Here is a 14058-nt window from a genome sequence, read left to right on the forward strand (position 1 = left end):
AGGCATCCGGCGGTTCGCTGTCGGCGTCCGGGCGCTGTAGCACCAGGATGTGGCAATGCTGGAGCAACTCTTCCCAGCGGTGCCAAGTGGGCAGGCCGCAAAATGCGTCCCAGCCCAAAAGCAGAAAAACCTGGGTCTCGGCGGCCATTTCGGCACGCATCAACTCCAGGGTATCAATAGTGTAAGACGGTTTGTCCCGCTGCAATTCGCGGGCGTCTACCACCAGCGGCGGCACTCCGGCCACCGCGCACTCCACCATCGCCAACCGATCCTGCGCCGACACCTGCGGCGTATCGCGGTGTGGCGGTCGCGCGCTGGGCGTCAGGCGCAGTTCATCCAGTGCCAGCGCTTCGGCCACTTCCAGGCCTCCGCGCAAATGGCCGATGTGCACCGGGTCGAACGTTCCGCCCAGGATGCCGATGCGTCGTGGGCGGGACTCGCTGCCGGGCTGCGGCGCTGTCAGGTCGAGGTCGGTCAAGTCAGACCGTCGCCTGGCCGCGCAACTGGCCATCACCGACCACGATGTACTTCTCGCAGGTCAGTCCTTCGAGGCCCACCGGGCCGCGGGCGTGCAGCTTATCAGTAGAAATGCCGATCTCGGCACCCAATCCGTATTCAAATCCATCGGCGAAGCAGGTCGGGGTGTTGATCATCACCGACGCCGAGTCGACTTCCGCTACGAACCGGCGGGTGTCGGCGAGGTTTTCGCTGACGATCGAGTCGGTGTGGTGGGAGCCGTAATGGTTGATGTGCTCAATAGCCTGATCCAGACCGTCGACCACGCGGATCGACAGGATCGGCGCCAGATACTCGGTGTTCCAGTCGTCTTCGCTGGCCGCGACGGCTTCGATGATTGCCCGGGTGCGCTCGCAACCACGCAGCTCGACGCCTTTTTCGCGGAACTGGGCTGCCATCGACGGCAGGAAATCCTTCGCAACCGTTTGATCGACCAGCAAGGTCTCCATCGCACCGCAGATGCCATAACGGTAAGTCTTGGCATTGAAGGCGATACGCTGGGCCTTCGGGAGGTCGGCGTGCTCACTGACATAAACGTGGCAGATGCCGTCCAGATGCTTGATCACCGGCACGCGGGCATCACGGCTGATACGTTCGATCAGGCCACGGCCACCGCGCGGCACGATCACATCGACGTACTCGGGCATGGTGATCATCGCGCCAACGGCGGCGCGGTCGGTGGTTTCGACAACTTGCACCACGGCTGCTGGCAACTCGGCCTCGGCCAGACCGCGCTGAATGCACGCGGCAATCGCCCGGTTGGAATGAATCGCCTCGGAACCGCCGCGCAGGATGGTCGCGTTGCCGGATTTCAGGCAAAGGCTGGCGGCGTCGATGGTCACGTTGGGCCGGGACTCGTAAATGATCCCGATCACGCCCAGCGGTACGCGCATCTTGCCGACCTGAATCCCCGACGGGCGGAAGCTCATGTCACGGATGGAGCCGACCGGATCCGGCAGCGCCGCGACCTGGCGCAGGCCGACGATCATGCCGTCGATACGCGCCGGAGTCAGTTCCAGACGTTCAAGCAACGCAGGCTCCAGACCATTGGCGCGACCGACAGCCAGATCCCGTTCGTTGGCTACCGCCAGCTCCGTGCGAGCGGCGTCCAAGGCATTGGCAGCAGCCTGCAAGGCGCGGTTTTTCTGCGCGGTGCTGGCACGGCCAATGACCCGGGAAGCTTCGCGGGCGGCGCGACCCAATCGGGTCATGTAGTCAAGAACGGACTCAGTCATGGTCTGCTGGGGTCTTGGCAAAGAGGAAAGCGGCAGATTATAGCTGTCGCGTCCCGGGACTAACAGCGGTGACGGGCGGATGGTCGAAATGGACTACAAATTGCCGATGTTCAGCCGGGATTAAGCCTCAAATTGTTATCATCTCGACCTCATTCAGCCTGGATAAACCTTGCCTGCCATGTCCAACCTCACCGTTCGCACCCGTGACGAGCGCCTGCCACTGGGACTTCCGGACGCTTTTTTCGACCGTGACGCCCAAGTGTTAGCGCAGGATCTGCTGGGCAAAGTCATCCGCCACCGGGTCGGCGATTTGTGGCTCAGCGCCCGAATCATCGAAACCGAAGCCTATTACTGCGCGGAAAAAGGCAGCCACGCGTCCCTTGGCTACACAGAAAAGCGTAAGGCTTTGTTTCTGGATGGCGGCCACATCTATATGTATTACGCCCGTGGCGGCGATTCGCTGAACTTCAGCGCGCAAGGGCCGGGCAATGCGGTGTTGATCAAATCCGCCTATCCGTGGGTTGATGAGATCAGCGGCCCGGACAGTCTGGCGCAAATGCTGCTGAACAACCCTGATGCTCAAGGTCGCCCGCGCCCGCCGCAGAAGCTCTGCGCCGGCCAGACCTTGCTCTGCAAGGCGCTGGGACTGAAAGTGCCGGTGTGGGACGCCAAGCGCTTCGATCATGACCTTTTGCTGGTGGAAGAGGCCGGACCTGCGCCCTCGCACATCATTCAAACCACCCGCCTGGGCATCCCCCACGGCCGGGACGAACACCTGATGTACCGCTTCGTCGACGCCGCTTATGCGCAATGGTGTACGCGGAACCCGCTGCGCCGGGGCCAGGTCGAAGGTCGCGATTATTTTCTGCTGTGAACACACCCTTACGGGGTGATCAATGAAATGGAGTGGTTTGTATGGGCCCATGGCTCGATAGCGTTACCGGCTGGCTGGCGGCCAACCCTCAGTGGCTGGCCGTGGCGGTGTTCATTGTTGCCCTTGTCGAATGCCTGGCGATTGCCGGACTGATTGTGCCCGGCACCGTGTTGCTGTTTGCCGTGGCGGTGCTGGCCGGCAGCGGCGCGCTGTCGTTGAGTGAAACCCTGTTGCTGGGTTTTCTCGGCGGCATCCTCGGCGATTTGATCTCGTACTTCCTCGGTCGCCACTTTCACCAGAACATCCGAAGACTGCCGGGCCTGCGCCATCATCCGGAATGGATGGCCGGCGCCGAAAGCTATTTCCAGCGCTACGGCATTGCCAGTCTGTTGGTCGGACGCTTCATCGGCCCGCTACGCCCGATGCTGCCGATGGTTGCCGGCATGTGCGACATGCCCTTCCCGCGCTTTGCCGCCGTCAGCCTGCTCGCCGCCGCTGGTTGGAGTCTGGCCTATCTGTTGCCGGGCTGGGCCACGGGTGCCGCCTTCCGCCTGCCGTTGCCGGAAGGTTTCTGGCCGGAGGCGGGGATCGTTGCTGGCAGCATCGCGGTAATGGTCGGCCTGAGTGTGAACAGCAGCATGCGCCGCCACCGCCGCGCGACTATCTGGATCAGCAGCATGAGCTTGCTGATCCTGATTGGTCTGTTTATCGGATACCCGTACCTGACGGCACTCGACCAAGGCGTGATGACGCTAGTGCAAGAACATCGCCAACCCGTGCTGGATGAAATCGCGGTCACGCTGACCCTGATCGGCGAGTTCCGCAACATGCTGCTGTTCAGCATCCTCCTGACCGGCCTGCTGTTGCTGTGCCGGCAGTGGCGTCACGCGGTTTTCGCCGGCGGCACCCTCCTCGTCACCGCGCTGGCGAACACGGGGACCAAACTGTTTTTCGCCCGGGTCCGCCCGGAAGTACTGACCGATCCGATCACCAGCTACAGCATGCCCAGCGGCCATGCCTCGGGGTCGTTCGCGCTGTTTCTGACTCTGGCTGTACTTGCCGGACGCGGGCAACCGCCACGCATGCGCCTGACGTGGCTGCTGGTCGGCTGTATTCCGGCCCTGTCCATTGCCCTGTCGCGGGTTTATCTGGGGGCGCACTGGCCGACCGATGTGCTGGCCGGCGCGATGCTGGCATCGGGCGTATGCGCTGCGGCCCTGTGGCTGAGTCAGCGCCAGACACCGCTCAATGCCATGCCCTTCAAAGTCTGGTGGCTGATCCTGCCGGCGCTGGTGGTGCTGTTCAGCTTCTTCGTCTTTCGCCACCTGCCTCACACGCTGCTGCGTTACGCCTACTAGATTCGGCTGCCCTTCCCTTCCCACGCCACTCTTTGAGGACTATTCCGACAAGAGTGGCGCTCCCGCCCTACGTCTGTTTTTTACCTCGCGGTAATTATTCCCAACTTAAAAACACCAACAACTTACACAACACCCAAATAATTAACTTAAGTTACATATTTAATTGCACCACCACAAACTCTCGCCTATCACTGCTCGAAAAATCATTTACATTCAACCCGCACCACCCTCATCAACATTCAATTCATCAAGTTAAATACAAACGCCAACATTCAGCGTCATTGAATAAATATGTCCAATACAAAATCACGACATTCAAATACCCATAAATGCTATCGACACAGAGCAATCCATGAGTCCAAAAATAACGCGCAAACCGCCCACGCCGACAACACAAACAACTGAACCTAATACTTCTTTGCCGCGACAAACCGACGCCACATCGACACGAATGCCCGGGGCTGTCGACAACCCGTTTACGATCACCCCGAATCAACCACCCGCTCCCCACTCAGCAACCGATCACACCCGGCACCCTGCGGTGCAGGTCACCGAAATGCCGACGCGCACTCCCGTGGACCGCGCGAGCGAAACCTCTATCGATAAATACTGGTTCCCCGACAGTTTTCTGCGGGGCATGCAGGAAGCGGACGCTGACGGCTGGCGTTTTATCGTCGGGCGCAGATTCGTCGACGTCGAATATGAGGGTGCCCTGTGTACCGCTCACGCCGACTACGATGCAAACCTCAACGTCTATCGGTTGAAGACGCTGAAAGACCGGCATGCGCTCGGCCCGATCATCTATAAAAACGATGGCCGGCCAACCTGGCGCCTGACCCTCAACGAAAGCCAAAGGCCCGCTGTCAGCCCTGCACCACAGAACGTCAGCGACGCCGCACCCAAGCGGCCCAATACCTCCGTGGGCGAACAAGCTGATCACCCCCCCGCCGTTAAAAAGCCTCGCCCGGCCGAAGAGCCGATGTTCATCGACCCCAACCGTTACAGTCCTTCGCACCGTTCTCCGGACACCCAGGGTTATTACGAACTCAAGCCAAGGCTTGGGATGAAGGAAACGGACACATTGTTTGCCTTCAAGGATCAATACGCTCGATGGATTCAGGTCGACCCGCCCAGCGCAGGCTTCGGTTCGCATCCCACACATTTGACGCAATGGACCGATCAGGAGATTTGGGAGGCCTTCGCGATTCAAGGCCAGGACATAGAGCGCTTTCGTCTTCAGGCTCAAGCGTCCGGTAAACCACCGCAATGGGCCACCCCCCGGGAAACAGGAAATCCGCTCGATGTATTGATGCGTGACTCCCTGCGCTGGCTGCATCCGTCCATGACCGCGAAGGAACGCGAGACGTTCTTGCAAACTTACAACCTGTTACCGAGCCAACTGACCCGACTGCAACAACACATGAAGACAGCGCTGACGATGCCGGAGTGGGCAACGGTGCATAAGCGCCTGATGGAAGAGGTCGACAACCCGCACCGGCTCGACCAATACAGCCTGGATGCAATCCAGGAATTGAATCTCAAACGTGAGGCCCGGCATGACTGGTACGACCCGGAAAGCAGCCTGACCGTTGAATTGCGCGAAGCCCTGCTGGCCAAAATGGGTTATCGGCGCAACGCGCAAAACTGCCTTTATCGAACCGATATTCCGGCGCTGTTCAGGGGCGATGAACGCACCCCGTTCGAGCTGGCAAAAGACGACGCCATGCTGCCCCGTTATGCCCACAGACGCGGTGCCACCACGCACAAACCGATGAGCGCCACGTTCAGCCTCAAGGAGGGGCAAATGTACGCCAGCGCGCCAGACCCCGAGTATCTGCGCTTCAACAGCCAAACCAACAAATATCCCGGCAGGGCTGCTGACGATTCGCCCCCGAACAGCGATGCCAGCGACGGCAGCGATAGCGACAGCAGCACCTCCTCTGCATGGTCCGACCCTGGGAGCCCAGTCGCGATGGATCGCGAACGCAACTACGAACGGATTCGAGAACGCCAGACGGAGATGTTTCTGTATGTCCTGGACACCCGCCAACTGGAAGTGGTCCCGCATGAACAAAACCATATGTTCAATTCATCCGCCCGGGACAACCCAGACACCTGGTTTCCCTCCGATGACCATGAAGGCCTGATTTCCGTGACTCAAAAGGGTCTGGACGCTGACCGGATCTGGTTGCTGGATTCCACGCTGACAAAAGCAGCGAAAGTGCACGACATCCACGACCAGGCCGGTGCTGACGCTGACCGTATTGAAGCGGTGACTCACGCAGGGCGCTCCAACCGATATGAATACGATCGGTTGATCGATGCCGTGGAAGCAGCGGGCAAACCCATACTTAAACTTTCCGGTAATAAAAACGAGTTTGGGGATGACATAACCTGGCCTGAATAAAAACGATTAAGTGCATTTGGTTACACCCAGTTTTATTGTTCAGACAACACAACTCGGCAATCAGCAAACCGGTACGGACACCGGGGCGCAATCACGCTTATTTTCAAAGGATTGAATCGTGTCAAAACTTATTGAACCGGCTATTACAGTTTCAACCGACAACATCATTCAGGTAACGCAGATCAGCACTTCGGCCAACATCCACGCGCCGCAGCCAGGAAGAGTCGAATTAGCATCCGATACATCGACTTCGACAGCGGACGCCGCGCCCGCGGTTGACACTTCCCGACATACGCTTAAATCCCTCGACAAACATTTCGGGCCTTTGCGCATTGGCGAAATCTGGGTCACTCGCGTGGAACTCAACGCGTTGGGCGCCACCGTCAACGGTCAGGCCTTAAGCCCGTCGAGCGCCAATATGAAAACATCGGATCAGGCCTTTCTGAACGCGCTGAACTTTGATTCGGCGACCGTCGACACCCGCCTGAAGCACGCAGACATCTCCGACAGCGGTGTCGTGGCCACCCTCTTCTTTGAAATTGCCTGCAAGCGCTCGGTCGATGCGCCCCCCTTGTTCGTCAGCGCCAAACCGTTGCCCCCCGGCAGCGGGATGGATCGTCTCAACCAACTGAGCAACGCCGCGCAAAAACTGGATATTCATCGGGTCGACTCCCTCGACGACGCACCGGGCTGGATAAGCAGATCCAAAAGTTACCTGATGAGCGGTGCCGGCGTAGGGCTGCAAGCGTTCGGCATTTACAGCGGTTACAGGGGGATGATGGACGCGATAAAGCAAGGCGACTCGCTGGAGGCGGCATATCAGGGCGGATCGATCGCCGCCGAAGTCGGCTCGCTGATTATCGAGCGAGGCCTGACCAAAACCGGCGAAACGATGCTCAGAAACGGCTCGCAGGCCTTTGGCCGATTCCCGCTGACGTCGGCAGGCAAATTCCTGAGTCGGGGCGCCGGCCTGTTTGCCAGTGCGATCACCCTGCCGTTCGACATCAATGATGCCGTCAAGTCTTTCAATGCTGGCGCAGCGACCAGCGGCAAGGAGGCTCAGGATCACTATGTCAGCGGTGGCCTGAGCGTAGCGGGCGCCGGTATCAGTCTGGCGCTGGGCGTGGCGGCACTGGCCGGTTTCGGCAGTGTCGCCGGCCCACTGGGACTTGCTGCGGCGGCCATTCTTATCCTCGGCTCGATGATCTACCAGGCCGCCCGCGTCGTGGACGACATTGACGACTACATCGAACTGAGCACTCACGAACGCATACGCTCCGGCTGGTTCGCCTTCACCGGGAAGGAACTGGATAAAGAAGTGCTGGATCGCTTCAAAATCTCCAAAGCCTTCAGCGATCACACCAAGCAACTGGAGAGTTCGGCAAAAACCTTGCTGGAGGGTGCGTACAAAAATTTTGTGGAATATGTGGTGAACGGCAGTTTCAGCGTTGAACTCAAGCCTTTGAAAGTCTGGCGTCATGAGTGGAACGAGCATGCCGGGGAGTCAGCGTTCAAGCTCGACAGTGAACCTGTCATCGTCGGCGGCGATGACATCATCGATGCACGCGACGGCATACCGCCAAGCCTCAAGGGCAGCGTCAAAGGCGCGCCCGGCGATGACAAAGGGGTGCTTTGGCGAATCGATGACGGTAACGATCAAGTCGTTGGCGTCAAGGACAAGCCCAATCTCTTCAGTTATCGGGAGGGGCCAAAAAACCTGACGGGCGGCGATAAAGCCGATGAGTTTTACTTTGAGACCACCGAGAACGTACTCAACCAGGTGACAGCCCCAGCGCTTGCCAGCACGCTTGATGGCGGCAAAGGTTCCGACACCCTGGCCTTCGAAGGCCGCCGCCCTTTCACGGATACCCGCCACATCGGTTACGACATCAATCTGCACAGCGGAAAGTTGGCGTTGCGCAGCCACACACCCGCTACGGAAGCGGTCGAGCTGGCGCAGATCCAGGCCATCGAAAATATCTCGACATTGCCAAACGGCGTCAGCCGGGTCACTGGGGACGATCATGCCAATCGAATTTCGGCCAATGGCAACGATCACATCGCGACCGGTGCGGGCGATGACACCATCGCCATCCGCGGCGCGGATTGCCGTGTCGATGGCGGCCCCGGCCAGGATCGCTACTACATCGCCGATACCTCGGCTTTGGTCACGCTTATCGAAGATGGCCAACAATCGAGCACCATCGAGTTCGGTTGGCCCATCGAAAGGATTCAACGCTGGCAAATCGTCGGCACCTCGTTGATCGTCAACTCTTTGCGCGGCAAGGACGGTGAAGATCCCGAGCATGTCCTGACCCTCGAAAATGTCTACCAGTGGGTCGAAGGTCAGCGTCACCTGAAAAATGACCAACTGCTGTTCAAAACCCAGGACGGCTACGAGCTGGTGCTTCTCCTGCCCCCACAGATAAATGGATCTGACGATCCAGATGTTGAAGTCGTGATCAGCGTAATGGGCAAACCGTCCGTCAGCCCCGAGATCATCAATGGCGGCACGGCTCCGCTCACCACGCAGGGATCGAAACGGCACTTTGTGGCACGGACCAACCGTCGGGTGGAGTTTGTTGCCCGCAGCGATCTGGCCGAAACATCCCGTGTCATCTTCCTTGACTTCAAGGGCGCTGAAATTGCCGACGTCATCGTCAATTACCAGGTCGAAAAGCGCGATGGCGTATCGGGTAACGCCCACTTGATCTACCGCAACATCGACATTTCGTTGCTGCTTGCCTCGAAGATCGTGACGTTCAAAGGCGTCATCCAGGTCGCCCCACAAGCCAACGGCTACAGCGGTCGAAACAGCCTGAAGGTCACGACTCCGCGCCTGGCCCAAGACATTGTTCTGATCATGCAGGACGGTATCTCGTATCGACTGCAAATGCCCGACATGCCGTATTTGTCAGACGCCAATGAACCCGGCGACAAGATCCGCAGCGCACGAAGCTGCCTGAAGTTTCGTAACGGAAACTATCTGTTTTCCAGCCCCAAAGTCGCGCGCAACATTGCGCTGCCCGCCAAGCCCAGCCGGGTTGATATCGAGGCGACCTCGCACAACGGTATCTATGTACTGAAGGGCGAAAGCTCGACTTACGATATCTACCTTACGAGCAACACAATCATTCACCTGACGACCCCAGGTGCCACGGCAAAAATTGCCGATGCCTCAACCTGGAGCCTCTACACCGGGCAAATGACTGAAGTGATCACCCGCAACGATATTCAACTCGAAGGCCAACGCTTGAATGTTGGCAGCGCATTGATCGAGCTGCCGAGCATAGAAGATGACGCACCGGTCGAGTCTGTCAGCGTGGTGACCCGCTCCGGCAACATCTATGAGGTGGCATTTCTGTTTGAGTTGCTGCAGCTGTACCTGATCAATGCGCAGAGCTACTCCAGCGTCAATGCCCTCCTGGCCGACATGCGCCTGCACAAGCAGCGCAATGAGCTGGCGGCTCGAGTCATTGTCCAGAACATTGGCGTGGTACCGAAAATGGACGGCACGGTGTATTACAACTCGACAAAAGACTACTGGGGAATCGACCAGCAACCGACGTACCGGATCAAACCCGAAGACCTGGTTATCGCATCGGCCAACATTTCTTGATCCTGACTGAACCCGCTTAACGTCAGGCGCCCGGTGTGATGTTCATCGTCACACCGGTGCCAGTCTCAATCAGCCGACGGATCGGCTGACTTACCCACATGGAGTCACCCTTAATGCGCAACAAACCCAAAGCCACTCGACAATCGACCACGGGCGATACATCCGGCATCTCGACGCCCCGCTCAACCACGCCGGACAACGGGTCGGACGATCTGAGTTTCAACCTGCCCGGTCGAATCAGGCCGGACGGCTCAAGCGAGACCACGTCAGGCGTGAGAGTCGAAACAACAACGGGAGGAACACTGCACCCGGAGCCTGCCGTCACGGTATCGCCGATAGCGGATATCGCCACGACGCAGCGCACCACCACAACCTCTCCACTGGAACGCTATGTACAACATCCCGGGAGCGAATTATCCGCACCCGATGCGGCCGGACTGAGGTTGTACAAGAACAAAAAGTTTTTGGACGTTGCAGACGAGACGCCAGAAAGCGGCATACAAACGGTGATGGTGGAGTTCGATGAGGCGATGAAGGCCTATCGGGCAAAGCTGCCTGCAGAACGCAAGCCTTCCGGGCCACCGCTTTATCGTATCGCCGAAAGCAACACCTGGAGTTTGCAAAAGCCGATCGAGTACTACGACTACCCTCGGTACACCTCGTCTTATGCTCCGGATACCCGAGGCTACTATGCCGTTCACGAAAAAGTTACATGGCCCAATGAGATCGCCGGTTTACCACCTCATAGTTACGAGAACAGAGATGTCGGTTTCGCCGTCAAGGATGAACGTGACAGGTTGATCCGGGTCGACCCACTTATGGCTCGCGGAGATACCTCCTTGCCGTTGAAACTTGCGCATTGGACTGATGGCGATATCTGGAACGTGTACCGCCTGCGGGAGACGGAGGCATTGGTCTTCCGTAGCGAGGCAGACGCTCATGGTCGGGCACCTGACTGGGCCAGACGTTTCGATGAGCCGAACATCCACAAGTACCTGACCGACTCTTTGCGATGGTCTCATCCGCAAAAATCCCTGACCGAACGCGCAGATATCTTGCGAACCTACAATTTAAGCATCGCTCAACAGAATCGCCTGCGAGCGGATATGGAAGACGGCGTATTCCCCGAATGGGCCGAACAGCACAAGCGATTGACCCAGAGCAATGACGATCAGCGATTCAAGCAAATCGCTGAAGAACTGGAGCCGTACATTCTCAGACTGAGAAATGAGGGCGAGCGTCTGCGCGACTCATTACCCGACGTTGAAGAGCGATATGAAAGCGAGTTTCTTAACCGCTATCTGGAACATGCAGGTTACAAACGCAATGTACACGGCTTCATATACCGAACCGACATCCCTGCCATGTTCCGGGCCGATCTGCGCACGCCTTTTGAACTGGCTCGGGACGAACGCCTGGTGAAATTACGAGGCAACCCGTCCGACTCCACGACCAAACGGGCGTTCAGTGCGACATTTAGTCTGGCCGATGGCTTGAACTACATGGGATTTAACTACTATTCCAATCCACGGCACTACAACAGCCAGGCCAACCGGTATCCAGGGCATTTGAGTGACAGCGATTCGTCTAGCGGACGTCGACATAGCACGGATGGGGAATCTGATACGTCGTTTGAGATGGACGACTCGCGAGACTATCCATTACTGCGGCGCGAACAGAAACTTGGCTTCCTTTATGTCATCGACACCCGCGGCATCGAGGTGGTCCCTCAAGCGGAAAACATTTATCTGAACAACATGCATTTTCTCGGGGACACACTGGAAGGCCGGATATCAATGCCTACGCGAGGTATCAGCGCCGAGAGGATCTGGCTGGTGCAATCGGACTTAAAACGGGCTGCCCGGGTTGAAGATATCTTTCGTGAAGCCGACGAAGACGCCGATGGAATCGAAAAAGCAACCTGGGCAGGCACTGACGCCAGCGCTATGTGGCGCTACGGCTACACCCCTTACGACGAGTTGATCAATCGAGTTGCCGATACCGGGGGAGTGATACTGGATTTACAAAAAGGCGAACATACATTTGCCAATGACATTGTGTGGCCCGTCCCCGAACATTACAGACCGTGACCCGCCACAACCCCTTTAAGACTTGAATCACGCCATTCATTTCACAAATGAATGGCGTCTGACATCAAGCTCATCTGAGCGATAATTTCGTCCCCTCCATCATCCAAAAACGCCCATTCATCTTCATAAACAGTCATGATTTTCCTTATCATTATTCAAGTTACCCGCGTCCTGCGGACAACTTGAAGTTATGCCAAAGAAAAAAATCAAAACAAGGCTGGCAAGCGCCCCGAGTTAATTCAAAGTAAAACTAGGCGAACAGTTCGCCCTGCAATTCGTCGAGCAATGCCTGAATGGCATCGAGACGCTGCTGCGGGTCATCGAGCTGCAAAAGGTCGATCTTGTCTTCTTCAGCGAATGGCAGCAGATAAGCCAACTGATTCGCCAACGATTGCTGGCCGAGCGCATCAGTGCCCATGTTCAGCGCCTCGACCATCGGATGCTCGGCGAGCGCCTTGAGCAGCGCCACCAGGTCGGCGTCTTCGTCCTGCAACGGCTGCTCGGGCTCATCGTCCAGCCAGTCGACGTCGGCGAGCATCAACTGGTCGCGCTGCACTTCCGTGCGCAGCACATTGAAGCGCCGGCCGCCCTGCACGCGAATACCGAGCAGTCCGTTGTCCTGTTGCTGGAAATCGGTGATACGCGCTTCGCAGCCGACCAGGGCAAAACCCTCAGGGGCGACGCCGACTTCATGGCCGTCGAGGATGCACACCACGCCAAAGCCGCCGCCCTGTTTCATACAGCGGCCGATCATGTCCAGATACCGCGCCTCGAAGATCTGCAAGTCGAGGTTGCAGCCGGGAAACAGCACCGTGTTCAGCGGGAAAAGCGGCAGACTCATAGTCATTTCCTTACACCACCATCGACACCGCCAACGGCAGGAACACCGCCGTGGCTACGCCCATCAGACTCATCGCCAGCGCCGCGAAGGCGCCGCACTCCTCACTTTCCTGCATCGCCACCGCCGTGCCGACCGCGTGGGCGGTCATGCCCAGCGCCATGCCGCGCGCTTCGGGACTGTGCACGCCGAGACGGGTCAACAGCGTCGGGCCGAAGATCGCACCAATCACCCCGGTGATCAGCACGAAAACCGCCGCAAGCGCCGCGACGCCACCGATCTGTTCGGCCACCAGCATGGCGATCGGCGAAGTCACCGATTTCGGCGCCATGGTCATCAAAATCATGTGATCGGCACCGAACCACCAGCCCAGCGCCACGCCCATGCCGGTGGCGACCACTCCGCCTATCACCAGCGTAGTAAAAATCGGCCAAAACAATTGGCGAATACGCCGCAAGTTCAAATATAGCGGCACCGCCAAGGCGACGGTCGCCGGGCCGAGCAGGATGCTGAGGATCTCGGTGCTCTTGCGGTACTCGGCGTACGTCAGGCCGCAGCCGACCAGCACGCCAATCACCAACAGCATGGAGACCAGCACCGGTTGCAGAAAGATCCAGCGGGTTTTCTCGAACGCGGCCAGCACCAACTGATAAGCGCCGAGGGTGATACCGATGCCGAACAGCGGATGGTGAATCACCGACGTCCAGGCGCCGTGCCAATCGAAGAGCATCAGGATTCCTCCGACGGTGGCGCGTGACGCTTGACCAGGCGCTGCATCAGCACGCCGGCGAAGGCCATCGACAGAATCAGCGACACCACGAGGGCGCCGACAATCGCCCAGAAATCGGCGGCAATAGCCGTGGCATAAACCATCACGCCCACCGCCGGTGGCACCAGCAGCAACGGCAGATAGCGCAGCAAGCTACTGGCCGCCTGGTTCAACGGCTCGCCGACTTCGCCGCGAATGATCAGGAACACCAGCAACAACAGCAGGCCGATGATCGGCCCCGGCAGCACTGGCAATAGCAAATGATTGAGCGCAGTGCCGAGCAATTGAAACAGCACCAGCATGGTCAGGCCACGTAGCAACATCCGACATCTCCGTCTTACTTTTCACCCTG

Annotated in this window: 10 protein-coding genes; 5 read left to right on the plus strand and 5 right to left on the minus strand. The window is 58.3% G+C overall.

The window, feature by feature from the left end:
- Both nadD and ACIOVB_RS15425 read right to left on the minus strand, forming a co-directional pair.
- Nucleotides 1–511 (minus strand): nicotinate-nucleotide adenylyltransferase (gene nadD / locus ACIOVB_RS15420; protein WP_401269026.1); only part of this gene is annotated, 511 nt, incomplete at its 3' end.
- Complete coding sequence (locus ACIOVB_RS15425; protein WP_401269028.1) at nucleotides 480–1751, minus strand: glutamate-5-semialdehyde dehydrogenase; 1272 nt, start codon at nucleotides 1749–1751, stop codon at nucleotides 480–482. The genes ACIOVB_RS15425 and nadD, both read right to left, overlap by 32 nt.
- A 178-nt stretch (nucleotides 1752–1929) precedes the next feature.
- Between ACIOVB_RS15425 and ACIOVB_RS15430 the strand changes: the two genes are divergently transcribed.
- The 5 genes from ACIOVB_RS15430 (at nucleotide 1930) to ACIOVB_RS15450 (ending at nucleotide 12099) form a co-directional block, all read left to right on the plus strand.
- The gene (locus ACIOVB_RS15430; RefSeq protein ID WP_401269079.1) at nucleotides 1930–2625 is read left to right on the plus strand and encodes a DNA-3-methyladenine glycosylase; all 696 of its coding nucleotides are present in this window, start codon (nucleotides 1930–1932) and stop codon (nucleotides 2623–2625) included.
- A 41-nt stretch (nucleotides 2626–2666) separates the two neighbouring features.
- Complete coding sequence (locus ACIOVB_RS15435) at nucleotides 2667–3983, plus strand: bifunctional DedA family/phosphatase PAP2 family protein (protein WP_401269029.1); 1317 nt, start codon at nucleotides 2667–2669, stop codon at nucleotides 3981–3983.
- A 352-nt stretch (nucleotides 3984–4335) separates the two neighbouring features.
- Nucleotides 4336–6390: a hypothetical protein gene (locus tag ACIOVB_RS15440; RefSeq protein WP_401269032.1), complete on the plus strand. Its 2055-nt coding sequence runs from the start codon at nucleotides 4336–4338 to the stop codon at nucleotides 6388–6390.
- 118 nt (nucleotides 6391–6508) lie between these two features.
- Nucleotides 6509–10009 (plus strand): calcium-binding protein, encoded by a 3501-nt coding sequence (locus ACIOVB_RS15445; RefSeq protein ID WP_401269034.1) that lies wholly within the window; start codon nucleotides 6509–6511, stop codon nucleotides 10007–10009.
- Between the two features lie 113 nt (nucleotides 10010–10122).
- Nucleotides 10123–12099: a hypothetical protein gene (locus tag ACIOVB_RS15450; RefSeq protein WP_401269037.1), complete on the plus strand. Its 1977-nt coding sequence runs from the start codon at nucleotides 10123–10125 to the stop codon at nucleotides 12097–12099.
- Between the two features lie 250 nt (nucleotides 12100–12349).
- Here the strand turns inward: ACIOVB_RS15450 and ACIOVB_RS15455 are convergent, their stop codons facing one another.
- From ACIOVB_RS15455 to ACIOVB_RS15465, 3 genes are read right to left on the minus strand one after another with little or no spacing between them, the layout of a single operon-like run.
- Entirely contained in the window at nucleotides 12350–12940 is a 591-nt protein-coding gene (locus ACIOVB_RS15455; RefSeq protein WP_401269039.1) for an LON peptidase substrate-binding domain-containing protein, read from the minus strand.
- A gap of 10 nt (nucleotides 12941–12950) precedes the next feature.
- A complete protein-coding gene (locus tag ACIOVB_RS15460) occupies nucleotides 12951–13667 on the minus strand; it encodes an LrgB family protein (RefSeq protein ID WP_401269040.1) in 717 nt (238 codons plus the stop codon).
- Nucleotides 13667–14029: a CidA/LrgA family protein gene (locus ACIOVB_RS15465; protein ID WP_401269043.1), complete on the minus strand. Its 363-nt coding sequence runs from the start codon at nucleotides 14027–14029 to the stop codon at nucleotides 13667–13669. The genes ACIOVB_RS15460 and ACIOVB_RS15465 overlap by 1 nt, the downstream gene beginning before the upstream one ends.
- Nucleotides 14030–14058: the final 29 nt, after the last annotated feature.

Origin of the sequence: Pseudomonas sp. NPDC087639 (assembly GCF_044743385.1) — a bacterium.
Classification (GTDB): Bacteria; Pseudomonadota; Gammaproteobacteria; order Pseudomonadales; family Pseudomonadaceae; genus Aquipseudomonas.

Bases quoted from the DNA above. Each gene is read 5' to 3' on its own strand.
- ACIOVB_RS15460 (WP_401269040.1), bottom strand. From the start codon at position 13,667: ATGCTCTTCGATTGGCACGGCGCCTGGACGTCGGTGATTCACCATCCG.
- ACIOVB_RS15450 (WP_401269037.1), top strand. From the start codon at position 10,123: ATGCGCAACAAACCCAAAGCCACTCGACAATCGACCACGGGCGATACA.
- ACIOVB_RS15435 (WP_401269029.1), top strand. From the start codon at position 2,667: ATGGGCCCATGGCTCGATAGCGTTACCGGCTGGCTGGCGGCCAACCCT.
- ACIOVB_RS15465 (WP_401269043.1), bottom strand. From the start codon at position 14,029: ATGTTGCTACGTGGCCTGACCATGCTGGTGCTGTTTCAATTGCTCGGC.
- ACIOVB_RS15430 (WP_401269079.1), top strand. From the start codon at position 1,930: ATGTCCAACCTCACCGTTCGCACCCGTGACGAGCGCCTGCCACTGGGA.
- ACIOVB_RS15440 (WP_401269032.1), top strand. From the start codon at position 4,336: ATGAGTCCAAAAATAACGCGCAAACCGCCCACGCCGACAACACAAACA.
- ACIOVB_RS15455 (WP_401269039.1), bottom strand. From the start codon at position 12,940: ATGAGTCTGCCGCTTTTCCCGCTGAACACGGTGCTGTTTCCCGGCTGC.
- ACIOVB_RS15425 (WP_401269028.1), bottom strand. From the start codon at position 1,751: ATGACTGAGTCCGTTCTTGACTACATGACCCGATTGGGTCGCGCCGCC.